Source organism: Opitutaceae bacterium TAV5, assembly GCA_000242935.3.
GTDB lineage: Bacteria > Verrucomicrobiota > Verrucomicrobiia > Opitutales > Opitutaceae > Geminisphaera.
Map to the genome: position 1 here is coordinate 2,218,478 of CP007053.1, position 25,295 is coordinate 2,243,772.

At 66.6% G+C, this 25,295-nt stretch carries 22 protein-coding genes and 1 tRNA gene; 7 read left to right on the plus strand and 16 right to left on the minus strand.

Going from position 1 to position 25,295, the window contains the following annotated elements; translation table 11 throughout:
- Positions 1–91: 91 nt before the first annotated feature.
- Entirely contained in the window at positions 92–3,403 is a 3,312-nt protein-coding gene (locus OPIT5_09780; GenBank protein ID AHF90443.1) for a hypothetical protein, read from the plus strand.
- A 66-nt stretch (positions 3,404–3,469) separates the two neighbouring features.
- Here the strand turns inward: OPIT5_09780 and OPIT5_09785 are convergent, their stop codons facing one another.
- Positions 3,470–3,871: a glyoxalase gene (locus OPIT5_09785; protein AHF90444.1), complete on the minus strand. Its 402-nt coding sequence runs from the start codon at positions 3,869–3,871 to the stop codon at positions 3,470–3,472.
- Positions 3,872–3,974: 103 nt separating this feature from the next.
- Positions 3,975–4,051 (minus strand) — tRNA-Pro (locus tag OPIT5_09790).
- A gap of 224 nt (positions 4,052–4,275) precedes the next feature.
- Here OPIT5_09790 and OPIT5_09795 point away from each other — a divergent pair.
- The gene (locus tag OPIT5_09795; protein ID AHF90445.1) at positions 4,276–5,754 is read left to right on the plus strand and encodes a protein transporter HofB; all 1,479 of its coding nucleotides are present in this window, start codon (positions 4,276–4,278) and stop codon (positions 5,752–5,754) included.
- A 54-nt stretch (positions 5,755–5,808) separates the two neighbouring features.
- Positions 5,809–6,303 carry a hypothetical protein gene (locus tag OPIT5_09800; GenBank protein ID AHF90446.1) on the plus strand — a complete coding sequence of 165 codons (495 nt, stop codon included), beginning with the start codon at positions 5,809–5,811 and terminating at the stop codon, positions 6,301–6,303.
- A 612-nt stretch (positions 6,304–6,915) separates the two neighbouring features.
- Here the strand turns inward: OPIT5_09800 and OPIT5_09805 are convergent.
- The 5 genes from OPIT5_09805 to OPIT5_09825 all read right to left on the minus strand — a co-directional run bounded on the left by OPIT5_09805 (position 6,916) and on the right by OPIT5_09825 (position 9,985).
- On the minus strand, positions 6,916–7,110 hold the full coding sequence (locus OPIT5_09805; protein AHF94265.1) for a hypothetical protein: 195 nt from the start codon (positions 7,108–7,110) through the stop codon (positions 6,916–6,918).
- A gap of 77 nt (positions 7,111–7,187) precedes the next feature.
- Positions 7,188–7,643: a phosphoribosyl-AMP cyclohydrolase gene (locus tag OPIT5_09810; GenBank protein ID AHF90447.1), complete on the minus strand. Its 456-nt coding sequence runs from the start codon at positions 7,641–7,643 to the stop codon at positions 7,188–7,190.
- A 73-nt stretch (positions 7,644–7,716) separates the two neighbouring features.
- The gene (locus OPIT5_09815; GenBank protein AHF90448.1) at positions 7,717–8,025 is read right to left on the minus strand and encodes a hypothetical protein; all 309 of its coding nucleotides are present in this window, start codon (positions 8,023–8,025) and stop codon (positions 7,717–7,719) included.
- A 121-nt stretch (positions 8,026–8,146) separates the two neighbouring features.
- Positions 8,147–9,187, minus strand: coding sequence for a Holliday junction DNA helicase RuvB (gene ruvB / locus OPIT5_09820; protein AHF90449.1), 1,041 nt, complete (start codon positions 9,185–9,187; stop codon positions 8,147–8,149).
- Positions 9,188–9,265: 78 nt separating this feature from the next.
- Positions 9,266–9,985 carry a hypothetical protein gene (locus OPIT5_09825; GenBank protein ID AHF90450.1) on the minus strand — a complete coding sequence of 240 codons (720 nt, stop codon included), beginning with the start codon at positions 9,983–9,985 and terminating at the stop codon, positions 9,266–9,268.
- Positions 9,986–10,239: 254 nt separating this feature from the next.
- Here OPIT5_09825 and OPIT5_09830 point away from each other — a divergent pair, with 254 nt between their 5' ends.
- Positions 10,240–11,079, plus strand: a complete 840-nt coding sequence (locus OPIT5_09830; GenBank protein ID AHF90451.1) for an AraC family transcriptional regulator — start codon at positions 10,240–10,242, stop codon at positions 11,077–11,079.
- A gap of 8 nt (positions 11,080–11,087) precedes the next feature.
- Positions 11,088–11,513, plus strand: coding sequence for a glyoxalase (locus OPIT5_09835; GenBank protein AHF90452.1), 426 nt, complete (start codon positions 11,088–11,090; stop codon positions 11,511–11,513).
- A gap of 104 nt (positions 11,514–11,617) precedes the next feature.
- Here the strand turns inward: OPIT5_09835 and OPIT5_09840 are convergent, their stop codons facing one another.
- From OPIT5_09840 to OPIT5_09860, 5 genes are all read right to left on the minus strand, one after another.
- Entirely contained in the window at positions 11,618–12,715 is a 1,098-nt protein-coding gene (locus OPIT5_09840) for an oxidoreductase (GenBank protein AHF90453.1), read from the minus strand.
- A 130-nt stretch (positions 12,716–12,845) separates the two neighbouring features.
- Entirely contained in the window at positions 12,846–13,889 is a 1,044-nt protein-coding gene (locus OPIT5_09845) for an AP endonuclease (GenBank protein AHF90454.1), read from the minus strand.
- A gap of 166 nt (positions 13,890–14,055) precedes the next feature.
- Complete coding sequence (locus tag OPIT5_09850) at positions 14,056–15,489, minus strand: peptidase (GenBank protein ID AHF90455.1); 1,434 nt, start codon at positions 15,487–15,489, stop codon at positions 14,056–14,058.
- A 104-nt stretch (positions 15,490–15,593) separates the two neighbouring features.
- A complete protein-coding gene (locus OPIT5_09855) occupies positions 15,594–16,274 on the minus strand; it encodes a Fe(II)-dependent oxygenase (protein ID AHF90456.1) in 681 nt (226 codons plus the stop codon).
- A gap of 114 nt (positions 16,275–16,388) precedes the next feature.
- Positions 16,389–18,581, minus strand: coding sequence for a catecholate siderophore receptor Fiu (locus OPIT5_09860; protein ID AHF90457.1), 2,193 nt, complete (start codon positions 18,579–18,581; stop codon positions 16,389–16,391).
- A gap of 512 nt (positions 18,582–19,093) precedes the next feature.
- Here OPIT5_09860 and OPIT5_09865 point away from each other — a divergent pair.
- Together OPIT5_09865 and OPIT5_09870 are read left to right on the plus strand one after the other, a co-directional pair.
- Complete coding sequence (locus tag OPIT5_09865) at positions 19,094–20,500, plus strand: hypothetical protein (protein AHF90458.1); 1,407 nt, start codon at positions 19,094–19,096, stop codon at positions 20,498–20,500.
- Between the two features lie 133 nt (positions 20,501–20,633).
- The gene (locus OPIT5_09870; GenBank protein AHF90459.1) at positions 20,634–21,860 is read left to right on the plus strand and encodes a 2-hydroxy-acid oxidase; all 1,227 of its coding nucleotides are present in this window, start codon (positions 20,634–20,636) and stop codon (positions 21,858–21,860) included.
- 6 nt (positions 21,861–21,866) lie between these two features.
- On the opposite strand, the gene OPIT5_09875 is transcribed toward OPIT5_09870, so the two are convergent.
- From OPIT5_09875 to OPIT5_09890, 4 genes are all read right to left on the minus strand, one after another.
- Complete coding sequence (locus OPIT5_09875; protein AHF90460.1) at positions 21,867–22,766, minus strand: anchor protein; 900 nt, start codon at positions 22,764–22,766, stop codon at positions 21,867–21,869.
- 61 nt (positions 22,767–22,827) lie between these two features.
- Positions 22,828–23,670 carry an AraC family transcriptional regulator gene (locus OPIT5_09880; protein ID AHF90461.1) on the minus strand — a complete coding sequence of 281 codons (843 nt, stop codon included), beginning with the start codon at positions 23,668–23,670 and terminating at the stop codon, positions 22,828–22,830.
- Positions 23,667–24,665: a hypothetical protein gene (locus OPIT5_09885; GenBank protein ID AHF90462.1), complete on the minus strand. Its 999-nt coding sequence runs from the start codon at positions 24,663–24,665 to the stop codon at positions 23,667–23,669. The genes OPIT5_09880 and OPIT5_09885 overlap by 4 nt, the downstream gene beginning before the upstream one ends.
- Positions 24,666–24,679: 14 nt before the next feature.
- Positions 24,680–25,294 carry a hypothetical protein gene (locus OPIT5_09890; GenBank protein AHF90463.1) on the minus strand — a complete coding sequence of 205 codons (615 nt, stop codon included), beginning with the start codon at positions 25,292–25,294 and terminating at the stop codon, positions 24,680–24,682.
- Between the last annotated feature and the right edge of the window lies 1 nt (position 25,295).

The following is a 25,295-nucleotide window of genomic DNA, read 5'->3' on the forward strand; positions in this document are numbered from 1 at the left end:
TTTTTCCACATATCACTTCGGCTCCATCGCTTCCGGTTTTGCAAAAACGGGGATGCCGCATTCACTGGAAACAACTGCCACTTCACATATCATGCCTGACCAACCTTCAGCCCGCGCCGGCTTTTTTCGCCGTCGCCGCCGCCTGCTGATCATCATCGCGACGATCCTCGTTGTGCTTGTCGCATTCGCCTTTCTGGGGTTGCCGCCCATCGTCAGGGCGCAGGCCGTCAAACGCCTGTCCGCCGAACTCGACCGGCCCGTTGCCATCGAACGCCTGCGGCTCAATCCGCTGACGTTTTCCGCCACCATCGACGGGCTCGCCATCACCGACCATGACGGTCGCAATCTCGTCAGCTGGCGACGGCTCTACGTCGATTTCGATTTCTGGCGGCTCGTCACCGGCGAGATCGGTTTCAGCGAAGTGTTTCTCGACGGCTTCGCCGGCCGCGTCGTGTTGCAACGTGACGGCACGTTCAATTTTTCCGATCTGATCCCGCCGCCCTCCGCCCAGACCGCTCCGCCGGCCGAAGACAAAAAAAATGCCTGGCCGCTGCGCATCGGCAAACTCGCCGTCACCGACGCCCGCCTCGATTTCACGGACGAGACCCGCTCCCGGCCCTTCGCCACGACGGTCGGCCCGGTGAGTTTTGTCCTGGAAAACTTCCGCACCGTCGCCACCGAAGCCCATGCGCCCTACACCTTCCGGGCCGTCACCGAATCCGGCGAACATTTTTCCTGGAGCGGTACCGTCAACAGCCAGCCAGCGAGCTCCGCCGGGGAATTCCGTCTCGGCGGCATCGCGCTCAAAAAATACGCGCCCTACTATGCGCCGTATTTCCGCGGCGACATCCTCGGCGGCACGCTCGACATCGCCGCCCGCTACGCGTTCAACCTCGGCGAGACCACCCGCCTGCTGACCGTATCGGACGGATCCCTCCACATCACCGGCCTCCAGATCGCCCCGGCCGGCGACAACACACCCGTCATCGACCTGCCTGCGCTCGATGTGGAAGGCATTGATGCCGACGCCCTCAAACCCACCGCCACCATCCGGCGGATCTCCTCGACCCACGGCCACATCCACCTGCAACGCGAGGCCAACGGCTCCCTCAATCTCCTCGGTTTGCTCCCGGCCGCCGATGATGACGATGAGGATGAAAAAGCCGCCGCCGCCGCGCCGACGACCCCGCCGCCTGCGTCCCGGGCCAGCGCCTTTCCCGCCCTGCCCGATGTGAAAATTGCCGAGTTCGCGATCAACGATCTGGCGGTCGTTGTCGACGACCTCGCCACGCCGACGCCTGCGCGCAACATCGTCGAGGGCATCGGATTCACTCTCAAAAATATCTCGCTTTCCGAACCCGCCACGCCCGTGGCGCTGACCCTGGAAGCGCAATTCCCGCCCGGCGGCCGGCTCCGCATCGACGGTCCGGTCACGCCGGCGACCGCCGCCGCCACCCTCGCCATCGACGTGCAGGCGCTGCCGCTTGCGGGCATCACACCCTACCTCGAACCCTTTCTCAACCTGCGCATCGCCGGCGGAAACGTCGGGGTGAAGGGCGAGGCCCGTTACGGAAACGGCGAGGCCGGGTTCAAGGGGGACCTTGCCGTCAACCGCTTCAGCACCGTCGATGGCGTGCTCGCCGAGGATTTTGTGAAATTTTCCTCGCTCGGGATCACCGGTATCGACGCAAGCACTACCTTACCCGAGCCCCGCGTCACCGCCCGCGTCGATGCGATCCGGCTCGTCGATCCTTCGGCGCGCTTTGCCGTCAACGCGGACGGCACCACCAATTTTTCCAACATCCTGCGCAGCGGCGAAGCGCCGGCTTCTTCCGCCGCTCCCGCCGCATCCGGCGCGGCGGGGGCTCCTGCTCCCGAATCCGCGGTCACCACCGGACCGGCGGCATCACCAGCGGTTGACTGGTCGGTCGGAAAAATCGAGCTCGCCAACGGCAGCTTCGCGTTTGCCGACCGTTCGCAGAAACCGGCAGTGCGCGCCGGGCTCGATGCGTTCTCCGGCACCGTCACCGGCCTGTCCTCCGACAACCCTGCGCGAGCCGACCTGCAGCTCTCCGGCAAGATCGGCGGCACCGGCATCCTCGAGATCGCCGGGAAGCTCGACCCGCGTGCGCTCACGCACGAACCGGGCGCTGCCACCGAGATAAAGATCGGCCTGCGTGGCGTGGATCTCACGCCCGCCTCGCCCTACGCGGGACGTTATGCGGGCTACGAACTGGCCCGCGCCAATCTCGCCCTCGACGTCGGCACCCGGCTGGAGAGCCGGAAGGTGCGTAGTGACAATGTTATTACGCTCAACCAGTTCACCTTCGGCAACCCGACCAACCATCCCGACGCGACCAAACTCCCCGTGCGGCTCGCCGTCGCGTTGCTGAAGGACACGTCGGGCAACATCGTCATCGACGTGCCCGTGCAGGGCGATCTCGACGACCCCGAATTCCGCATCGGCCGCGTCGTCTGGCGCGTGATTCTCAACCTCGTGACCAAGGCCGCCACCTCGCCCTTCTCGCTCATCGGCTCGATGTTCGGCGGCGGCGGAGAGGAACTCGCCTGGCAGGAATTCGAGCCCGGCGCCGCCGACCCGCTCGAGAGCGAGATCAAAAAAATCGAAACCCTCCGCAAGGCCCTGCAGGCCCGCCCCGCGCTCAACCTTGACATCACCGGAAGTTTCGATGCCGAAGCCGATACCGAGGCCCTGCGCCGCCTCCGGCTCGCCCGGGAAATCCGCGCCGCACGCTGGGAAGAGTTGCGCGCCCGGGATGCCGATACGCCGCCGCCGGAACAGATCACTGTCGCGCCCGAGGATGAAGCCCGCATCGTGTCCACCCTCTTTGCCGCACGTTTTCCCGACGGCCTTCCGTCCCCGTCCGCATCGCCCGCAGCCGAAGGAAAAACCGGAGACGGCCCGGCCAATGCCGATATCGCTGCTACCTCCGGCGGCGCCTCTCCTCCCGCTTCCGTAGCCGCTCCGTCTTCCGCCGGCGTTATCCGGAAGGAACGCCAGTCTGATCCGTACCTGACCAACCGGGGCCAGTTTGCCCGCGACCCGTGGGCGCCGGTCGTTGCAGGCAAGGCGGATTCTTCCGTGTCCGGCCGGTCCGGGCCCAGCGGCTCCGCATCTCTCCCGCGACGTGCTGCCGCCGCGACCGCGACACCGGGTGGCGAGGAGGTGGCAGCCGGCGAACTGACTCCGGAACAGATGCGTGCCGCCCTCACCTCGACGATCGAAGTCACAGACGACGACCTGCGTGAACTCGCCACCCGCCGCGCCGAGCATGTGCGCGCCGCGCTCCTCGAAGGCGGAGCGGTGGGGGCGGACCGGCTCTTCGTCGTCACCTCGGCGACCGAAGGCCAGGGTTCGCGGGTGCTTCTGCAATTGAGGTAACGAGATAGCTGCGCGATCCGTTATGTCCGGAACGAACCCGAAGGCCGGAGGTAGTGGAATGCAAAGCTATACCGGTGGCTGGTCGGCGTTGAACCGCTCTGACCGATAACAGATTTCCAGGGCGTTTCCGGACGGGTCGTCGAAATAAACGGCATAATACGTTTCGGACTCATAGCCGGGCCCTTCAATATTGCGGGCTCCCATGTGCGCAAGGCCGGCGGCGAGGACATCCACCTGGTGTCTCGATTCCGCCCAAAAGGCGATGCGGGTCCGATTGGGTGTATGATCGCGATCTTCGGTGACGCCGAAAAATTCCGTCGCTCCGGAGCCGGCCGCCTCGAACTGGAGCCATCCGGGGATGTCTACCCGGATCGTGAATCCCAGGTGCGGCAGAAAGCTGCGATAGAACGGGCTGCTTGCCGCGAGGTCGCCAACCCGCAAATCAACGTGATCGAATATCCGTCCCATCGTTTTTGTGTGCCGATAAACAGGAACCGCGATCCCTCACCAAGGCAACTCGCCACGCTCAGGCAAAAAAGGCGAGGCAGCGAATTTTCATCCGGATTTCGAATGGTCGGGCTGGTGAGATTCGAACTCACGACCTCTTGCACCCCATGCAAGCGCGCTACCAGGCTACGCTACAGCCCGAAATTCCGAAAGGGGTGAGAGCAAGCCTGATGGCACGCGCAGAAGCAAGCGGTTTTTTACACCGTCCAAAACCCGCCCGCACATCCGCCGCAACCGGCCGGAACCGAAGAACTTCACGCCCCATTTGACACCCCGGCCGGAGATCGACAGTAACAACCTTGCTCCCGCCAACGTCCTCCGGTCATCCGGCACCCGCTCCTCCCGCACCCATCCCGCAACACCGCATGAACTGGCAGGAACTCATCACCCGGCAGACCACTTCCCTCGCCACGGCTTACGTGGTCCTTTGCGTGTGGATGACGGGCGGCGTCATCAGCGCACGCTTCAGCCGGATGCGTCCGGAACTGATGCCCTGGATCAACCTCCTCAGCCTCGTTGCCGGCCCGGTCGGCTGGACGGCGCACCTGCTCTCGCATGCCGTGCCCTGGCTCTCCGGCGAAAGCTCCGGGCGGCGCTCCGGCCGCACCGGCGCCTCCGGCCATGGCGGCATCGCGTTCGCCATCCTCTCCGCCGCGCTCGACCAGGGCGCGAGCGATGTCCACATCGAGCCGCAGGAAGGCGGTTACGTGGTGCGCTTCCGGATGTTCGGCCTGTTGCGCGAAAACCGCCGCCTCAGCCAGGCCGCCGGCGAAGGCGTGGCCGCCGTTTACAAGGTGCTGGCCGAACTCAACACCGCCGATCGCGCGCACATGCAGGACGGCCGTTTCCGCTGGACCGCCCCCGGCTCCGGCCACGTGCTCGACGTGCGCATCGCCACGTCCCCCGCGCTCACCGGCGAAAAGATCGCCCTGCGCCTCCTCAACCGCCCCGCCTCGCTCCTGCGGCTCGACAAACTCGGCATGTCGCCCGCCCGGTGCGACGCCATCCGCCGTCACCTTCGCCAGCCCGAAGGGCTCGTCCTCGTCGCCGGCCCCACCGGCTCGGGCAAGACGTGCACCTCCTACGCCCTGCTCCAGGAAGTGTCCGGGCCGGCGGTCAACACCGTGACGATCGAGGATCCCGTGGAGTACGCGCTGCCGCACGCCACGCAGATCGGCATCAACCCGAAGATGGGAGTCACGTTCGAATCCGGCCTGCGCACCGTGCTCCGGCAGGATCCCAACGTGATTTTCGTCGGCGAAATGCGCGACCCCGAATCATTCCGCATCGGCCTGCGCGCCGCCATGAGCGGACACCTCGTCATCAGCACCATGCACGCGCGGGACACGGTGAGCGCGCTCACGGCGCTGCGAAATCTCGAACTCGACCGTCAGGTGCTTTCCGCCGCCCTGCGGATGGTCGTCTCGCAGCGTCTCGTCCGGGAACTCTGTCCCGATTGCCGCGAATGGGCTCCGCCCGATGCCGACGCAGCAGGGTTTTTCGAAAACAACGCCGCCGGCGCCCGCACCGCTCCCGGCAGCGACGCCGCGGACACTGCGGACGCACTCCGCCACGCGCTGCCGGAGCAGATCGCCGGACCGTCCGCCCGGGGTTGCCCGAAATGCCACCAGGGTTTTGTCGGCCGCACCGGCATTTTCGAAATCCTGCGCGTGGACAACCGCGTCCGTGCCTGGCTGGTCTCGGGCGAACCCGAAGGGAAACTCCGCGCCGATCTCGCCGCCGGCGACTTCGTTTTCATGCGCGACGACGCCCGGCAAAAAATCATCGAGGGCCGTATCTGGATCGAGGATGCGATCCGCGCTCTCGGCATGAACGAAACCTGAACCCGCCCGCGCCGGCTCTTCCGTCACCTCTGCCACACAACGGAGTCAAATCTCATGAAATTTCTCAACGACTGGGTAACGCTCGGCCTCGCTTTCGGGCTCGTCTTCGGCGGGGCGGTCGTCGGCCGCCGGCTCGGCTCGTTCGCCGCGATCTGGCTGGCCGGAGCCGTGTGCCTGACATTCCGGCTGGCCGATGCCATCTGGAAACCGGGCGTGGCCGAGCTGCACAGATTTGCTCCCGGTATTGAATCAGCGGATACGGTCTCGCTGACCTGGGTGCTGCTGTTTCTCGGGCCGCTCGTGCCGGTGGTGGCGCTCGTGCTCGTGCTGCAACCCGGCAAACATGCGCCGTTGCCGCGCGCGGCGGAGGCGGCGGCCGGCGTTATCGCCGGCCTGGTTGCCGGCATCGTGCTGCTGGCCGGGCTCGTGCAATCACAGGCCTTCAACCCCGAAGTACGCGCCAACATGCCGTACACCTGGCGGTGGGCGCAGCCCGCGCTGGAAGCGGCCGGGCAGACGCACACGAAACCGGCGGACCCAAAGAAATAATACCGGTGCCCCGGATGTTTTTGATTTCACACAAAGATCGCGAAGAACCTGGAGCGGCTCTGCCGCAACCGAAGGGAAAGAAAGAATAGCCACGAAAAACACGAAAAAACATACCGCGCATGAAATCCTCCATCGCGCTTATAAGCGCGCGGGAGATTCCCGTTTGGTGGACGGGAATTTTGTGCTTTTTGTGGCCATCCCGGTTTGAATCCGGAACGCATCCGCATCGAGGGAAATCACGCGCTTCCGCGCACGATTTTTCAGGGTAGCTTTGCGAAGGACCTGACAAGTAATCCACTTTGCGCTCTTTGCGGCCTTCGTGTAAAAATTCGTACGCGGCCCTGCTATTTTCCTTCCTGCCCGGAGGCGGAGAGCATCGGCGCGGAAGAACCATAAGGGGTTTGGTTTGCGTCCACATACGGACATTCCCAGGATCAAGGAATGAAAGCTTTTGCCTCGACGTTCATCGCTACCCTTCTCGCTGTCCTCATTGGCGGAGGCGCACTCATGAGCTGGCAACAATATGACGCCCGAAAACAGGCGGAGCATGATCTCGCCGTGGACAACCTGGCCAAGTATATAGAGACAACATCCTCAAGTATAGTGAGTTACTCAAGTTATGTCTTTGATGATTCCCGCCAAGCCAAAGCGCAGGAACTCTCGGATAGTCTGCAAAAAAGCGAAGAGCGTGCCGAACAACTTCGCCAGAACCAGCGAACAACTCCTGTCGATTCCCAACGACTCAGAAATGCACTTCGGAAACTGAAGTCTGCCAGGGAGGAATTGGCCGAGCGCAAGGTTCAGCATGCCAAGTGGAAAGCAGAGCGCGAAAAAACAGGAACCGGGCAGCCCTGATCATGCGGGGCTGCGCATCGGTGTCCCGCCTACTTTTTCTTGTAGACGACCGCCGGGTCGAAGAGCGGCTTCGAGACGAAATCGAGTTGGAAGCTCTTGCCCTCCGCCGCGGCATCGAGGTCGGCGAGTTTGCGGTAGAAACAGGACTTGTATCCGTTGTGGCATGACGCGTTGGCCGCGCCCCGCTGCTCGACCTTGAGCAGGATCACGTCCTGGTCGCAATCGGTGTAGAGCTCTTTCACCCATTGCACGTTGCCCGACTCCTCGCCCTTGCACCAGAGCTTGTTGCGCGAACGGCTCCAGTAGGTGGCCTTTTTGGTCTTCAGCGTGTGGGCGAGGGACTCGGCGTTCATGAACGCGAACATCAGCACCTGGCCGGTCTCGATGTCCTGCGTGATGCAGGGGATGAGGCCGTCGGAGCCAAATTTTACCTGGAGCGTGGAGCCGTGCTCGATGTCGGCGGTGGTGGTGCGGGCAGGGAACATAATGGGTTGGAAGTTGGTAGTTAGTAGGTTGGAGTTGGAAGTTGGTAGTTTGGAGTTGGTAATTCGAAACGGATTACGCGCGGAGACGGGCGGCGAGCTGGCGGAGGTACTCGAAGGAGTAGATGCCGGTGCGGTGGCCGTCGCTGAAATCGAAACGGAGGGCGTAGCCGCCCACGCGTTCCCATCCGGTCACGGTGACGCCGGGGAAACGCGTGCGGTCGTCGCCGCCGTGGCGCTGCCCGAGGATGTCGCGCTCGCCGACGTTTTCGGCGCTGGGCGAAGCGGCGCGCAGGTCTTCGGAGCGGAAATACGTCTCCGCGCCGTCGTCCCACGCGATGGCGACCTCGTTTCCGATGATCTGGATGTTGACCGGCGTTTGCATGCCTCGAAAACGCGCAGGTTACCCGCGGAAGGGGCGGGGCGAAAGCGCAAAAATCGGGGGAGCGGTAGAGGGAGGGCCGCGGTTCCAGAACACGGGCTGGAAGCCCGTGCCACGTTTTCCTTTACAGCAACGCTCCTTGCGCACCGCCGGCCGCGGACTTGAGGCCGATGGCGTGGTAACCCTTGGGCGTGAGCACGCGGCCCTGGGGCGTGCGTTGCAGATAACCTTCCTGAATCAGGAACGGCTCGTGGACCTCCTCCAGCGTCTCCGTCTCCTCCCCGACGGCGACGGCGATCGTGCCGAGGCCAACGGGACCGCCGCGGTAGTTTTCCGCCATGACGCGGAGCATGCGCTTGTCCATCTCGTCGAGCCCGGCGGCGTCGATTTCGAGCAGTTCGAGCGCGGCGGCGGCCACGGGGCGCGTGATGCGTCCGTCGGCGCGTTCCTGCGCGAAGTCGCGGACGAAGTTGATGAGGTTGTTGGCGATGCGGGGCGTGCCGCGCGAACGGGTGGCGAGTTCGCGCGCACCGGGTTCGTCGATCTCCACTTTCAGCAGCCCGCAACTGCGCCGGATGATGCCCATGAGCGTGGGCACGTCATAGTAGTCGAGCCGGGTTTGCAGCGTGAAGCGCGAGCGGAGCGGCGCGGTGAGCAGGCCCGCGCGGGTGGTGGCGCCGACGAGCGTGAACCGCGGGATGGAGAGGCGCACGCTGCGGGCGTTGGGGCCCTGGTCGATCATGATGTCGAGCCGGAAGTCCTCCATCGCCGAGTACAGGTATTCCTCGACGGTCTTGGGGATGCGGTGGATCTCGTCGATGAAGAGGATATCGCCCTCCTCCAGGTTGGTAAGGAGACCGGCGAGGTCGCCGGCTTTTTCGACGACGGGGCCGCTGGTGACGCGCACGTTCTTGCCCATCTCGTGGCCGAGGATGAAGCAGAGGGTGGTCTTGCCGAGGCCGGGCGGGCCGCTGATGAGGATGTGGTTGAGCGGCTCGCTGCGGCGGCGGGCGGCGCCGACCATGACCTGGAGGCGTTCGACAGTCCGGGCCTGGCCGGTAAAGTCGGCAAACGAGAGCGGCCGCAACGCGGCCTCGACCGGAGAAACGGGCGAGGCCAGCGTGCCGGTGATGTAATCGAGACCTTTGGATGAATCGTTCGCCATGGAAAAGCTGCCCGCATCCTGGGCGAGCCGCGATGCGGTGCAAGCGTCAGGCGAACAGGCCGCGGTCACAGCCGGCTTCTACGCCGGTGTTTTCCAGGGGGCGGGGATGACCTTGTAGCCATCGGGCGTCTTGCGGAAGTAGATGCCGTCGCACTCGAAGTACTCCACGTCCTGATACCAGACGCTGGTGGCATCCTTTGGCAGGGTGCGGGTGACCGCGCCGAGCGGGGCTTCGGACCACACGAGGCCGTCCGCCGTCCGGCGGAAGAACTGGCCGTCGCGGAACAGGTACTCCACGTCGCCCACCCATACGGACTGGGTGCCGTCGGTGGTCGTCACCACGGCTGGCGCGGGCGTCGCCGGCGTGACGACCCCCGGCGCCCTGGTGGTGGTCGTCGTTGTCGTCACGACCACGGGTGCATCGACGACCATGTAGCCGCTGTCCACCTGCCGGTAGTAAATGTTGTCGTAACGATAATAAAACACGCCGCCAACATAGACCCGCGCATAGCTGGGCGGGAGGACCGGCACGATGCAGCCGCGCGGCGGGCGAACGATCCGGTAGCCCTGCGGCCCGGGCTGGTAAAACGTGCCGCGGCGGTAGTAATAATTGTCCTTGCCATAAGACACCTGAAGGAAACCGCCGGGCGTGCCGACGCCCAGGCTGATACCCAGGCTGCTCCCCGAAGGCGAAGGCCTCGACGGACTCCTGCGCATGGCATCGTGCGGCTGGGCGCCCAGGGAAGCGGCGCCGACAGCAATCGACAAACATCCGGTCAACAGACGTAGCGTTTTCATGATGGATTCGGTGAATGTGCCTCCTGCCGGTTCAGGCAGAGACAATCTCCAGGGACGCATCCGGCAGGCGGCAGGTTTCGGCCGGTGCACCGCGAAAGACGGAAGTGACTTCGGCAACGGTTGTTGAGCGATAACGCGGAGCCCTGGACGACAAGGGAAGGCAAGGGAGAGGCCAGCGCCGCTCGTGCGGCCGACCGGGGCCATCGATGCCGGGCGGCTTTACCGTCGGCGATTTTCCGCCACGCTTCGGCCTCATGAACATCACTCCGTCGGATCCCTCGCTCCGCTACCACGAGGCGCGGCCGCCGGCGTCGATCGCAGACTGGGTCGAGGCGATCTGGTGGACGGAGGGCGATGCCGGAGCAGGAGGGTTCCGGCATGACGTGCTGCCCGACGGATGCGCCGACTGGATCGTCAGCGCCAGAGACGGCAAGGTGGCGTCGATTTTTGTCGGCCCGATGTCGAAAGCGGCAACGGTGCTTTTGCAGCCGGGTGAACGGTGTTTCGGATTGCGCTTCCGGCCCGGCGCGCTCGGCCGGGTCGCCCGCCAGCCGCTGGATGAAATGCTCGACGCCACCGTCGATCCCGCGGTGTTGCCGCTGGCGGGCAGCACCCGGCTGACCTCCGCCTTCGCCGCCGGCGCCCCGGCCACAGCCCTGATCGTACAGGCGGAGCAGCTATTGCGCCCCTGGCATCGCCTCGCAGGGGTACAGGAGGAGCCGGACAAAACGCGTGTCGTCCGCGCCGCCGGCCTCCTTGCCGCCCGGCACGAGGACATGACGGTGGCGCAAATCGCGGCGCACACGGGAATGAGCGTGCGCACCCTGCGGCGGGTGTTTGCCTCCGACGTGGGCCTTGCGCCGAAAGCCTTCGCCAGAGTCATGCGCATGCAGGCGTTGCTGAAGACGCTGACGCGGCGACGGTTCGCCACTCCGGACTGGGCCGGCCTCGCCGCCGCCCACGGTTTTGCCGATCAGGCGCATCTCGTCCGCGAATGCCGGGCGCTGACCGGATGGACGCCGGCCGCCTTCAGGGCCGGGCTGGAAAATGGCCGTTTTCTTCAATACCAGCCCCGCAGCCGCCCGCTAGAATGAGGCCCGACATGAAACTCAAAAAAATCACCTCCAATCTCATGGTTTCCGACGTGGGGCGCTCGGTCGTCTTTTATCGGGACACGCTCGGCTTCTCGCTCGTCATGGCCGTGGACGCCGCTCGCGCCACCGACTCCGCGCTGCGCGAGCATGCGCAGTATCTGTTCGCGATTGTCAGCCGCGACGGTGTCGACCTCATGCTTCAGCGGGCTGAAAGCCTGCGCGAGGATCTGCCTTTTCTCGGGAAGAGGCCGGCGGGGTTTTCGGGAAACCTTTATTTCGAGGTCGAGGGCCTCGCCGCGTTCTACGAGCAGGTAAAAACCCGCGCCGCCACGGCCCTCCGGACAGAGCCCGAAACCAGCTGGTACGGCATGCGCGAGTTCTGCGCGGAAGACCCCGACGGACACGTCATCGCGTTCGGCGAACGGCAGGGCTGATGGCGGAGCGGGCGGGACGCCCGCGACACATGGAGAGGCAACGCTCACGGGCAAGGATGCCCGTGCCACGTCGGAGGCGGGCGGGACGCCCGCGCCACTTTTTTTCAGCACTTCGCCGGCTTGCCGGTTTTCGCGCTGGCGTAGATCGCGTCGATGATCCGCATCAGCGACACGGCCTGGTCGGGCGTGTTGAGCGGCCTGGCGCGGCCGGAAATCGTCTCCACGAAATTCGCGGCGGAGGCCTCGCGGCCCATCGTCGGATCAGGCGGCACAAGGATGCTTTTGTTGACCGAGCGGCCGTGCTCCTGCGCGTAGAGTTCGCAGGTGTCGATCGCGGTGTCGTCGAGGCCGTCCACGCCGAAGAGGCGGCGGACGAGGCCGCCGGCCTTCGTGCCCTGGAACGTCACGGACACCTCCTCGCGCGCGACGAGCTCGGCCCAGGAGATTTGCAGCGAGATCACCTGACCGGTCTTGAATTTCACAAAACCGTGGCAGGCGTTTTCCACATCGGTCACGCCCTTGGCCACATCGGGGATGCCCCACGGGCCCTTGAAGCCCTTGTCGGTGATGAAATCGGAAAACGTCTGCGCGAGCGCCCACTCGGGTTCCGGGTAACCCATGAAGTAAAGCGAGAGATCGAGCATGTGGAGCAGATCGATGAGCGGTCCGCCTCCGGAAAGGGCCTTGTTGGTGAACCAGCCGCCGAAGCCGGGGATGCCGGTGCGGCGAATCCATCTGGCCTGCGCGGAATTTATTCTGCCAACCTGGCCGGCCTGGCCGCCGGCGATGTAGTCCATCATGGCGACGGATTCGGGGCGGGCGCGGTTGTTGAAGTTGAACATCAGCGTGCGCTTCGCCTTCGCGGCGGCGGCGGCCATGGCGCGGGCCTCGCGGGCGTTCATCGCGGGAGGCTTTTCGCAGAAAACGTGCTTGCCGGCCTTCAGCGCCTGGAGCGCGAGCGGGGCGTGAAACTTGTTGGGCACGATGACCGAGACGCCGTCGATTTCGGGAATCTCTTTCAGCATGCGCGCCACGTCGCCGTAGGAGCGGGCGATGCCCTCCCGGGCGGCGGTCTTTTCGGCGGCGGTGTGGTTGACGTCGGCGATGGCGACGATCTCCGCGCCGGCGGCGCGGAATCCGGCGGCGTGGTAGCGGACCATGCCGCCCGCGCCGATGATGGCGATTCTGGTGGGTTTGCTCATTTTTGGAAAAAGCTGAAAACTGAAAGCTGAAACGCTGAAATCAGAAAACGGCGGGAGGAACGAAGTCTGCCAGGGAGCAGGTCTTCATTTCAGCGGTTCGGTTTTCCGCGTTTCAGCTTTTCGGGTTCCTTTACTGGTTCTTTTTATCGAAGGCGGCGTCAAAGGCCACGGTGCTGGGCGGAAAGTCGAGCTTGCGCACAAAGGCCGCGGCTTCGGTGCCGCCGTGGACGCGGTCCATGCGGATGTCTTCCCACTCCACGGAGAGCGGGCCGGCGTAGCGGATGTCGTTGAGGGCGACGATGATTTCCTCGAAGTTGATGTCGCCGTGGCCGGGCGAGCGGAAATCCCAGTAGCGGCGGTGGTCGCCGAAATCGGTGTGGCCGCCGAAAACGCCGGCCTCGCCGGTGCCGTGTCCCCACCAGGCATCCTTGATGTGCGCATGGTAGATGCGGTCGGCGAATTCACGGATGAATTTCACGTAGTCCACCCCCTGGTAGCCGAGGTGCGAGGGGTCGTAGTTGAAGCCGAACCGTTTGTGATTTTTCACCGCAGCGAGAGCGCGGCGGGCGCTGGCGATGTCGAAGGCGATCTCGGTGGGATGGACCTCGAGAGCAAAGTTGACGTTGGCCTTGTCGAAGGCTTCGAGGATCGGGAGCCAGCGGCGGCCGAAGTCGTCGAAACCGCGCTGCCAGAACGCCTGCGTGGTCGGCGGGAAGGCGTAAAGGGAGTGCCAGACGGAGGAGCCGGTGAAGCCGTTGACGACCGCCGGGAAGGTCTCCTTCGACTTGAGGCCGGGGCGCGCGTCGAAAAAGGTGCGGGCGGCCTTGGCGGTGGTGATCATCTTGCGGGCGGCGCGGCGGCGGACGCTTTCGGGATCGCCGTCACCCCAGACATCGGGCGGGAGGATCGACTTGTGACGCTCGTCGATGAGATCGCACACCGCCTGGCCGACGAGGTGGTTGGAAATGGCGAGGCAGGTCAGCCCGTGGTCGCGCAGCAATTCCCATTTCTGGTGAACGTACTTCTTGCTGTTGATGGCGGCATCGACGTCGAAGTGGTCGCCCCAGCAGGCGAGTTCGAGGCCATCGTAGCCCATCTGTTTCGCGAGAGGCGCGAGTTTTTCGAGCGGGAGATCGGCCCACTGGCCGGTGAAGAGCGTGACGGTTCTGGGCATGGAGGGAACAGGGAGTTAAGGTCGGGAGTGAATAACAGACGGGAAAACTCCTCGTAAAAATGCCGTTATCGCAAGCCGGTTTTGCAGGCGAAGACGCACAGCATGCCCCGGCAGCGGCTGAAAGCGGGTCCGCCGCCGGCCATTCCCCCCCGGGAGCAGCCGCGCGTTACGGGCGCTGGCGCGCCGGTTCCGCCGCCGGGGACACAACCGGAGCCGCGACCTTGCGCCGCTGGAAAAAACGCCGCCAGCTCAAGGCAAAACCGGTGTAGACGAGAACCACGCCGCCGAGCGAGGCGAGGCCGGCGAGGAGCTGGCCCGGCCAGCCGAGCGCGGCCCCGGTGTGGAGCTGGCGCATCCAGCCGCGGAGTTTGCGGCCCGGAGTCTGGTCGGCGTAACCGCTGCGTGAAAGGGTTTCCCCTGTCCAGGGGTTGAGCACGAGCTGGGTGGAGGCGAAGGGAGGCCAGACGGCATCCTGGCGCACGGTGGCGCTGTAAGGCTGCGGAGCGCGACCGCCGCCGCCGGCCCGCTGCTCGCCCTGGCCGGAACGCCGTTCGGCACCCTGGCCTCGCTCGCCGCGTTCGCCACGCGCAGCGCGTTCGCCGCCGCTGCGCTCGCCGCGCCCGGTTGCGTTGCCGGCGAGGGATTCGGCGGCGGGGCGTTGCCCGGCAGCCTCGGCCGGAGCGGAACTGTCGCCGGTGGCGGCGGCCGGAGGAGGCGCGCCGCGGCGGCCGCCGAGCCCTTCGCGCAGCGTGATCTGCGACCAGTCGGGGATCGCGGCGGCGATGTGTTCGAACGCGCCGGCGTAACCGATGCGGCGTGCGCCTTCGGGCCGGTCGATTTTCAGGTCGCTGCCGGAGGCCGCGGCGCCGCCGGGGCCGGCGCCTTGCGCGGGCGGCTCCTCGCCGGCCACGCGCCAGACGAGATTGCTGGCCCAGCGGTACGAGATGACCATGCCGGTCGCGGTGAGCACAATGAGCACGGGAAGCGACCAGAAACCGACCACGTTGTGCCAGTTCCAGTCGCGGGCGCGGCCGCGCAGTTTCATGAACCGGACGGACGGACGGAGCGCGCGCCACGTCCAGCGGCGCGGCCACCAGAGGTACAGGCCGGTGACAGCGAGCACAAAAAAGGCGGCGTTGCACGCGCCGGTGATGGCGCGGCCGGTGGCACGGTTGTCGCCCGCCATGGCGAGCCGGCGGTGCCAGTCCTCCATCAGGTGCATGAAATCGTGGACGCGGGTCGAGGCGGGCTGGCGGGCCACGCCGGTATACGGGTTGGCGTACCAGGTGGCGTCGCGCCCGAAAGCGAGCGTGACGGCATCGGCCGGACCGGCGCTCACGGTGACGGCCGTGGGGCGGGCTTCGATCTCCTGGTCGGCCCGGACCCGGGCCACCAGATCATCCAGCGAAAGGCGGGCGGGCGCCGCGCCATCGGGAGCGGCGGGCGGCGGCCCGATGCGGCGGGCATCGCGCTCGGCCCAGGCCACGATTTCGTTTTCGAACGCGAGCGCCGCGCCGGTGAACGACATGATGGCGATAACCATGCCGGCCGTGAGGCCGGCGGCGAGGTGGAGCCAGAAAACGGTTTTGCGGAGATTCATGGCAAGGCCGCCACGAACGGGCGGAAAGCGGTGCTGATGGTCATCGGGTCAGGTCGTTGGTCGTGAGTCGTCGGAAACCGGATACCGGTGCAGGCGCGGGCCGCTCACACCTCGGCCCACTGGCGGAGGAGGTTGTGATAGACGCCGGTGAGCTGGACGGCGGATGCATGGCCGGGATGATCGGCAGAGAGACGCTGGATGGCGACGTCGGTTTCGAAGAGAAGACCGCGGCGGGCATCGTCGCGGACGAGACTCTGCACCCAGAAGAAGGAACAGAGGCGGGCGCCGCGCGTCACCGGGGTGACGCGGTGCAGGCTGGTGCCGGGATAGAGGATCATGTGGCCGGCGGGGAGCTTGACGCTCTTCGCTCCGTAGGTGTCCTCGATGACGAGTTCGCCGCCGTCGTATTCCTCGGGCCCGGCGAAGAAGAGGGTGCAGGAGAGGTCGGTGCGCAGGCGCTGGCCGGTGCCGGGGATCTGGCGGATGGAGGCGTCGACGTGCGTGCCATAGGTCTGGCCGCCGGTGTAGCGGTTGAACATCGGCGGGAGAATGCGCAGCGGGAGCGCGGCCGACATGAAGAGCGGATTCTGGCCAAGGGCGCGCAGGATCATGTCACCGACTTCGCGGGCGGCGGGGTTGTCGGTGGCGAGCTGCTGGTTGTCTTTCACGCGCGCGGCCTGGTGGCCGGCGGTGGCCTTGCCGTCGATCCACTCGGCGGTTTCAAGGAGCTGGCGGGCGCGGGCGAGCTGGTCGGGCGGGAGGACGTCGGGAATGTCGAGAATCATGGGCGGCGGGCGTGGTGGTGCGGGAGCGGTGGAAGCGGAAAGCCGCCCGGGGCTCGCGGGAGCCTGCCGGGCGGCACGGGAAGCGGCGGGACGTCCGGAAGCGGACGGACGCGTTCAGAACGACACATCGGCGCTGAGCACGAAGGTGCGGGAAGCGCCGGGATAATAACGGCCGCCGTTGTTGTTCAGGCGGTAGTAGTCTTCGTCGAAGATGTTGTTCACATTGAGACGGAGGGTGAGGTGGCGGTTGACCTCGTACGAGGCCAGGCCGTTGAAGAGCCAGTAATCCGGCACGTCGGCCAGCGAGGTGGCGGTGGGCGTGGTGGCGGTGTTGGTGGCGCGGCTCACCGTATCCACATACTGGACACCGCCGCCGATCGTGAGGCCGAAGGGGAAGCGGTAGGTCGTCCAGAGGTTGCCGGAGAGCTTGGGCGTGAAGCGGAGGTCGGCGCCGTCGGTGGTGGTGCCGGGTGCGGCGGAGGGCGTCTTGTTCTCGCTGTCCATCCAGGCGAAGCCGGCGAAAACGAGCCAGTTGTCGGTGATCTTGCCGGAGAGGCCGAGTTCGATGCCCTGGACAACCTGCGAGGAGTCGTACCGGAAGGGGACGAGCGGGTCGCCGGTGGAGACGGGGACGTTGGTGTTTTCCGAATAGAAGTACGCCAGGGTGGCGAGGAGGCGGCTCTCGAAGAATTCCCACTTCACGCCGGTCTCGTAGTTGCGGGCTTCCTGCGGATCGGTGTTGGGGTTGTTGGCGTTGCCGGCGGCGGCGGAGAGGGTGAAGGTGCTGCCGGGCGGGATCATCGAGTTGCCGTAGGCGGCGTAGAGCGTGCCTTCCTTGACGGGCTTGTAGGCGACGCCGGCCTTCCAGCTGAAGAGGTCGTCGCTGGCCTTGATGCGGCTGAAGGTGTCGTCGGTCGCAAGGGCCTTGTAGTTGGTCCAGTATTTTTCCCAACGGCCGCTCAGGTTGACGAGGAGCTTGTCGGTGATGTGGATCGTGTCGAAGGCGTAGAGCGCGGCGGTGTCGATCGTGGACCGGGCGTAGGCCCCGTTGGCGGCGCGCGTCGGCTGCGGGCTGGGGCGGTGCGGGTCGGGATTGTGGACGTCCGTCGGCGTGCCGGTTGTGATGTTGCTCCAGGTGGGCACGTACTGGTTTTCGCGGGTGAGATCGAAGCCGGCGCTGAAGTCGTGCCGCAGGCTGCCGGTGTCGAAACGGGTGGTGAGGTTGGTCTGGTTGGAGAGGATGTCGTTGTCCTGCTCGCTGCGGACGGTGCGCGGCGTGACGAGGCCGGTGACGGGGTCGAAGGTGGCGGTGTTGGAGCTGCCCGGATAGGTGGTGACGGCGTCGCGTTCGGTCTTGGTGAAGACGGTCTGGTTGCGGATAGTGGTGTCGGGCGAGAGGTCGTGCTCGACACGGGCCATGATCGACCGGTGGACGACATCGTCGTAGTCGGTGGCGAGGCCGTAGAAATTGGTCTGGTCAACGGGCGCGAGGCCGGGCGTCTGGCCGGGGAGCGCGCCGACCGGAATGCCGGAGTCGGGGATGTTGTGCTGCTCGTCCCAGGAACCGGCGATGACGAGGCGGGTGGGGGTGCCGAGGCCAAAGGCGACCGAGGGCGAGATGCCCCAGCCGGTGTCTTCGGCGAAATCGCGTCCGGGGAGGCCGCTGTCCTGGCCCATGAGATTGAGGCGGAAGGCGGCGCCGGCCGCGCCGAGGTCCTGGTTGTAGTCGGCCGTGATCCGGCGCTGGTCCTCGCCGCCGTGTTCGGAGATGCCGTAGCTGGCGGTGCCGTTGACGAAGGTGCCGAGCTGCGGGGTCTTGGTGGAGAGGTTGACGTAGCCGGAGCTGCCGCCGCGGCCGTTGTCGGCGCCGGCGGGGCCCTTGGCGATCTCGACCTGCTCGATGTTGTAGATGTCGCGCTTGTAGGTGCCGGTGTCGCGGACGCCATCGACGAAGATGCTGCCCGAGGTGTCGAAGCCGCGCATGGTGAAGGCGTCGCCGCCGCCGGGATTGCCGGTCTCGCCGGCAGTGAAGGTGATGCCCGGGGTGTTGCGGAGCACGTCGCTGAGGTTGGCCGCGCCCTGCTGGTTGAACACTTCCTGCGGGATGATCACGATCGTCTGCGGAGTATCGAGAACGGGCTCGGTGAATTTGGGGGAACTGAGCTGCTTTTCGCGAGAACCGGCGATATCGAGGGCAGGCAACTCGACCTTGTCGGCGCCGTCGGCCGCCGGATCGGCGGGCGGCGTGCCGGCCGGGGCAGTGGCGGCGGGATCAGCCGCGACCTGCGCGCCGAGCGAACCGGCCATGACGAGCGGCGAGAGGAGCGCGAAAGCCCGGAACGCCTGGGAAGAGGCGGACAGCGGAGCGGCAGCGGTGGTGGTGGTAGCGCCGCATGTTGACGAGGACGAGTCGGGAGTCTGGTTAGCTGATGACATGGGAATATGAAGAAAGGGTTAAAATTGAGATTGGGTCTCGGATGCAAGATGAATAACTGTTCATTTTTGATTTCATTAAAATCGATTCAACATTCAGGATAATCGTCAGTTAACTCTGTTATTCGCATTTTATTTGCACCCGTTATCATTCTTTTCAACTCATGACCGAAGCCGGTTGACCGGATCGGCTCCGGGATAAACCGGAACCATCCGGCTTTTGCGATTGTTGCCCTTTTCTTGTGGCCTTGCGGCCATCCCGGTCTCGCTGGCGGGACAGCGCCTGTCGCGGCCGGCCGCCCTTCGCAAAAATGTCGCTCGGGCTCCGCGCCGGGCAAATCCGGTCTTCCCAATCGTCGGCGCGGCGGCTAATCCCGGCGGTTTCCATGCCGGATTCCGACACGCCGCCGCCTTTTTCGCCTGATCCGACCTCTTCGCCGGGACCGCTGCGCGCGGACATCGAGCGTTTTCTCGCTTTCGCCAACGAGGCCTGGCTCTCGGGCGATGCGGCGCGCCGCCAGTCCGCATTCGCCGCCAGTTCACAGATGCTGGAACGTCTGAAAACCGCCACCGCCGCCGACGGGCTCGATGCCGCCCTCGTTGCCGCCGTGTGGCTCGTGCGCGGGCACCTCCTCGAAACGCAACCCGACCCGCAGCAGGTGCTCGAAGCGCTGCGTTGTTATGAAAACGCCATCGCCACCCTCCGTCGCCAGCCCCCCGGCGGCCCGGGCGCAGCGACCGGCGCCGCTCCGCCCCGCCTCACCGCCCCGCTGGCCGGCGCATGGATGAACCGCGCCAACGCCCTCCTCCGTTTCGGCACGCCCGAAGCCTTCGAGGAAGCGATCCGCAACTACGACCAGGCCCTCGCCCTCTGGAAAAACGTGCCCGACGACGACCCCTCGATGCCGCGCAACGCCGCCGGCGCCGCGTGGATGAACCGCGGCAACGCCCTCCTCCAGCTCGGCGGCGAGGAACGCCTGCCGGAAGCGCTGCGCTCCTTCGACGACGCCCTCGCCCTGCTCGAACCGCTCGCCGCGCGCGGCGAACCCGCCGCCTGCCGCAACCTCGCCTCCGTCTGCGGTAACCGCGGCCTCGTCCTCATGGCCCGGGGCGACGCGGCGGGAATCGCCGACGCCATCGCCCTTCACGAGCGGGCCGTGGCCACGCTGCGTCCGCTCGCCACCGCCGACGCCCCCGGCATCCGCATCGAACTGGCCGGAGCCCTGCTCAATCTCGGCCAGGCGCGCTGGGCCTCCGCGCAGACACCGGCGGCGCTGGCGGAATTGCGTGAAGTCCTGCAACTCGTCGCCTCCCGCGAAGCCGATGACCTGCGCGCGGCCGACACCGGCCTGCGCGCCCGCCACGCCGCCTGCGTGATTTTCGCCGCGCAGATCGCGCAATCCCGCCCCGGCGGCGAGGAACGCGCCGCCCTCGTCGCGGAAGCCGGCGACTTCGCCGACGAGGGGCTCGCTCTCGCGCGCACCTGGGCCGCGCGCGGCGACTGGCTGCAACCCGCGGCCACCCGCCTCTACGAATTCGGCGCGTGGCTCTACCGCACGCAACAGCCGCGCTTTCTCGCCGAGTTTTTGCTGGAATTTCTCGGCGACAACGACGAACCCCGCCGCCGGATCGCCGCCCATGCCGTGACCGCGGCGCGGCAAAAACTCGTCCAGAACGGTTTTGCCGGCATGTCCGGCGACGCCCTCCAGGATGCGCTCGACCTCCTCCAGTCGCTCCACGATGTGGAAGAACGGCTGGCGCCACCGGCGCCTTCCGGCGCCGGAGAAGTTTGAAATTTGTAGTTGGAAATTGGAAATTTGTAGTTGGAAGTCAGTGACAATTCACCAGTCGACAACTCTGCCGAAGACCCATCCCCAACTTCAAATTCCCAACTTCAAAATTCAAAATTCAAACTTCCATCCCCCCATGCTTCCGCCGCTGACCCGCATTCCGCCCGACGTCGTCGCGCTCGCCGACTACGAACGACTCGCCCGCGAACGCATCGCGCCCGACGCACGGGAATGGCTCGAAGGCGGCTCGGCCGACGGCATCACGCTCCGCGAAAACCGCGCCGCCTTCGATCGCCTGCAACTGCGCGGCCGCGTGCTCGCCGACTTCAATGCGCCGCCGCCCGCGTCCGCCGCGAATGCCGACGCGGCTGACGCCATCGCCCATCCCACGCGCGTGACGCTGCCCGGCGGCACCACGCTGGCGTTGCCCGTGCTGGTCGCCCCGATGGCGCTCCACCGCGTCGTCCACCCGGAAGGCGAACGCGCCACCGTGCTCGGCGCCCTCGCCGCCGGCGCCGGCATGGTCGTGAGCACGCAGGCCAGCGTCAGCCTCGAGGAAATCGCCGCCGTCGCCGCGCAGGCGCGTGCCCGGGCGCAGCCCGACACGCCGGCCGGGGCCGCATCTGTTGCGGACAGCCCGCTCTGGTTCCAGCTTTACCTGCACCCCGATCGCGGCGTCACCCGCGCTCTCGTGCAACGCGCCGAAGCCGCCGGGTACCGCGCGCTCGTCGTCACGGTCGACGCGCCCGTCGAGGGCGTGCGCAACCGCGAACGCCGCGCGCAGTTTCGCCCGCCGCCCGGCGTCGAGGCGGTCAACCTGCGCGGCGCTCCCGCGCCCTCCGCATCCCTCCCTCCCCTCCCCCGCAGCCCGCTCTGCGGCGGCCTCATGGGCGTCGCGCCGACATGGGCCGACATCGACCGCCTGCGCGGCGACACCCGCCTGCCGGTCATCCTGAAAGGCATCACCGATCCCGAGGACGCCGCCGAAGCCCTCGCGCGCGGCGCGGACGGCCTCATCGTTTCCAACCACGGCGGCCGCACGCTGGATACCCTGCCGGCGACGATCGACGCCCTTCCCGCCGTCGCTGATGTCATTGGCGGACGGATACCGCTCCTGCTCGACGGCGGCGTGCGCCGCGGCACGGATATCGTCAAGGCGCTCGCTCTCGGCGCCCGAGCCGTGCTGGTGGGGCGCCCCGTCCTGCACGCCCTCGCCGCCGCCGGCGCGCCCGGCGTGGCCCACGCCCTGCGCATCCTGCAGGCCGAGCTGGAAATCGCCCTCGCCCTCACCGGCCGCCCGAGCGTGTCGCACGTCGACCGCAGCGTGCTGCGGCCACAGGCTCGCGGCAGAGCCGGCGGTTGAGAGGCTTCACCGGCCGCGACCGCGCAACCGGAAGGCACCGGCGGCGAGGGCTGCCGCGGCACACAGGATGGCGACCGCCGCCGGCTCGGGCACCGCCGTCATGCCTTCGCGCCAGATCAGGGCCAACTCGGCCGATGTCAGCGCCGTGTCGTAGATGCGAATGTCGTCGAAAAGCGCGGACGGACTGCGGTCAAACGAACTGGCTTGCGTGCCGGCGATCCGGAATTCGGAGGACACCAGCGACGAGGAAATGCCGTTGCCCAGCGAACCGGCATCGGTACCGGCGCCGGAGGCGACCTTGGCCGTAAGGTCGTCGCTTTCTGTCGTGGCCACGTAATACGAAACGCGGTCCGCCTTCGCCTGCGCACCGTCGAACGTCACGGCGATGAAGAGCCATTGCCCGATTCCGCCTTCGGTGATGTTGACCGTGCCGGCGCTGCTTCCGGTCACGGAAAAGGCGAGGCCGAAATTGTCGGCCGTTCCGCCGGTGTTCGGAACATCGAGCGTGAAGCCGGAGCCGAGACCGCTGGCGGTGCTCTGCCAGCTCAGGAGCCGGTCGTATTGCAGGGGCGCGGCCTGGAGGTTCACCCAGAGCGTGATCGTGAGCTGCGTCCGGTCGGCGAGCAGCGCCACGCCGTCCGCGCCCGTGGTGGCGAGATAGTTGCCGCCCCCGTCGCCGGTGGAAAAAGCATAACCGGCGCCGGATGGCGTGTTGCCGGCCACGTAGCCGGCAGTGCCGTCCGCGTTGTGGAGCGCAGCGTCGCCGGCCGTGGCGCCAGCGGCGGCATTGGTTGCCGCCTGATCGTCAAACGTGTAGTGGAGAATCAGCGACGCACGGGCATCGGCGGAAAGCAAGGCGGCCACAAGGACCGCGGCGGCGAGGGTGATATGACGGGTGGTTTTCATGATGGTTTTGCGAACGGGAAAGGTGGACGGGCAAACGCAAGGAAGAGTGATTTTTCCGGATTTACTTGCCCGCGTGCCGGTGGAAAAGCGGGGTGTGGCCGCGAGCGAGGCGGAAGGCGCGGATGAAGGAGCTGGGCGAACGATAGCCGACGCGCGCGGCGATTTCCTCGACCGGGAGGCGCGTGGTGCGGAGCAGGCGGGCGGCTTCCTCGAGCCGTGCCTGGCGCAACGCCCGGCCGGGCGCGTTGCCCCAGAACCGGTTGAGCCGCCGCGAGAGGTGCGAGGGCGAGTAGCCGAGCTCGCCGGCAAAACCCTTCACGGTCGTCGCCTGAAGGCCGATCAGGCGCGAATGTCCCGGAGGCTCGGTGACGATTTTGCCGAGCGGCACGCCGTGGCGCTCGGCGCACGACCACCAGGTCTGGAACCAGTCATAGGCGCGGGCCGACCAGGCATGTTCGTCGAGCGCGGCTCCGGCAGGCGAGGTCGCCAGGCGGACGAGCGCGCGGGTCTTGCGAACGATACCGGAGTCCGGCGGCAAGGTCTGCACCGTGCCAAAGCGATCGATCATGTAACGGAAGGCGGAAAGCGCGCACTCGCCCGTCATGTGGACATACAGGTGAACCCAGGGCCAGCCGGCCGGAGGCATGAGGAGACGGTTGCGGTTGGGCTTGAGCGCCACCAGCACGCGGCCGGGTTCGAGACGGATGCGCTGTTGCGCCGTTTCGTAAAAGGCGTGGCCGCGAAGCGTCATGATCCAGACGGCCTCGGGTTCGATGGCATCGAAGGCGAGCGGGTGCTGGCGCAGCGGGCCGGTGAATCGGGTGAGGCCGAAGAGCAGCGGGCGGAAATGAGGCCCGTCCCAGCGTTCGCCGGGCGGGCGGGCCTGGAGAATGTCGGGGGTCATGGCGTGAGTGTTTCCGCGAGCCAGCCGGCGCGCTCGGCCGGGGTATGGAGGGAGGGAGGGAAATCGACCAGCCGCCAGCGGACAGTCCACTCGCGCGATTCGCCGGCGCGGAGAAACCAGGTGGGCCCGAGCGTCTCGATTTCGTAAATTGCGCGACCGGGTTCGAGCCAGGTCTGGAGGTTGCTTTCGTCGAGGTAGAGCGCGGCCGGGTCGTAGCGGACGGTTTGCACAAAGGCGGAACCGCCGGAGACGAGCGCGATCCAGCGTCCCCAGGTGCCGACCTTCAGAGGCGCGGCAGCGGAGGCCGCGGCGGGCCAGGGGACGTGAAGCGCCCGTGGGGCGGCGGCCCCGGGAAGCGGAAATGCGGCGGGGCGGACCGGCGAGAGCGCGGGCCACCATTTGAAGGATTCGCCTTCGGCCGCGGGACGCACACGCCGGTCGTGTTCCATGAGCACGTAATCGCCCGCACGAACCGCCGTGACAGCCCAGACGTGGACGGGGTACGGAGAATCGGCCAGACACTCGAAACGAACGGTGTGGAGCACCTCCGCCCGCCCGGCTTCCAGCGTAATGGTGCGTATGATACGCAGGGCGAGATGCCGGCTGTCGCGGCTGCGCAGGGTGAGGCGGGCGGGAGAGGCGAGGGTGGCGGCCGGGTTATGTTCCATGACGGCCCAGGGCTGGTCGTCGAAGGCCGGGTCGAAGTTGTGCGCCCCGTAGATTTGCGGAGAGAGTTGCAGAAACATCGGCCAGATGCGGTCGCCTCCCCAGGGTTTCCAGTCGGTGCCGGAAGGCACGGCGCGGTCGTCGAACGCGATCCGGTCGGGTTCGCCGTGTCGGGCAAACCGGGTGACGCGACCGGCATCGGGAGCGACCTCGAGAGTGATGCAGCCGTTGTCGAGCGTGAGAACGGGGCCGGCACGGCGGAGCGGCTCACCGGCGACAGCGGATGCGAGCAGGAGGGTGAAGCAGGCAATGGCGGGGGATGCGCGCATCGGCGGGGCGGTTTTCAGGGAGCGGCGGTTTCGACGATGCGGATGTCGTCGAGCCGGATCTTGCCGGTGCCCTTGGCAACGACACCAAAGACGACGTGGACGGCGCCCGCGGGAATTTTGGCGACGCCGCCGAAGCCTTGCCAGTCGTCGGCGGGCTTCACGAAGTCGATGATTTTCCAGTCGAGCTGCTTCCAGTCGGCGTCGAACGCCTGGAGGACGATCTGGCCGAAAGAAAAATTCCCCTCGGCGCGAATCATGCCGCGGACATGGAGAGCGCCGGTGGCGGGAAGGGCGAGCAGGGGTTGTTGCGCGAAGCCTTCGGCTTCGGCGGCGGGCGCAACGGCTTCGAGCGAGAGAAGCAGGGACGCGGGGGCGGAGACAAAATCACCGGTGTCGCGGGCGAGGGTGACGTTACCGGCTCTGTGACTCCCGAGCGTCCACCCGGAAGGCGTGCCTGCCGCGGTGGCGAGGGTCATGTCGCCGTTGCGGATAAGGACAGCGGGCTGGCCGGCTGAAGATGGCTCCTCCTGCGCGGGGAGGCGGACGGCAGCGGCGACGGCGGCAAGAGAAACGAGCGCAACGACGGCAGCAGAATATCGGCTGAGGAGGATGGAGGATGACGGATTCATG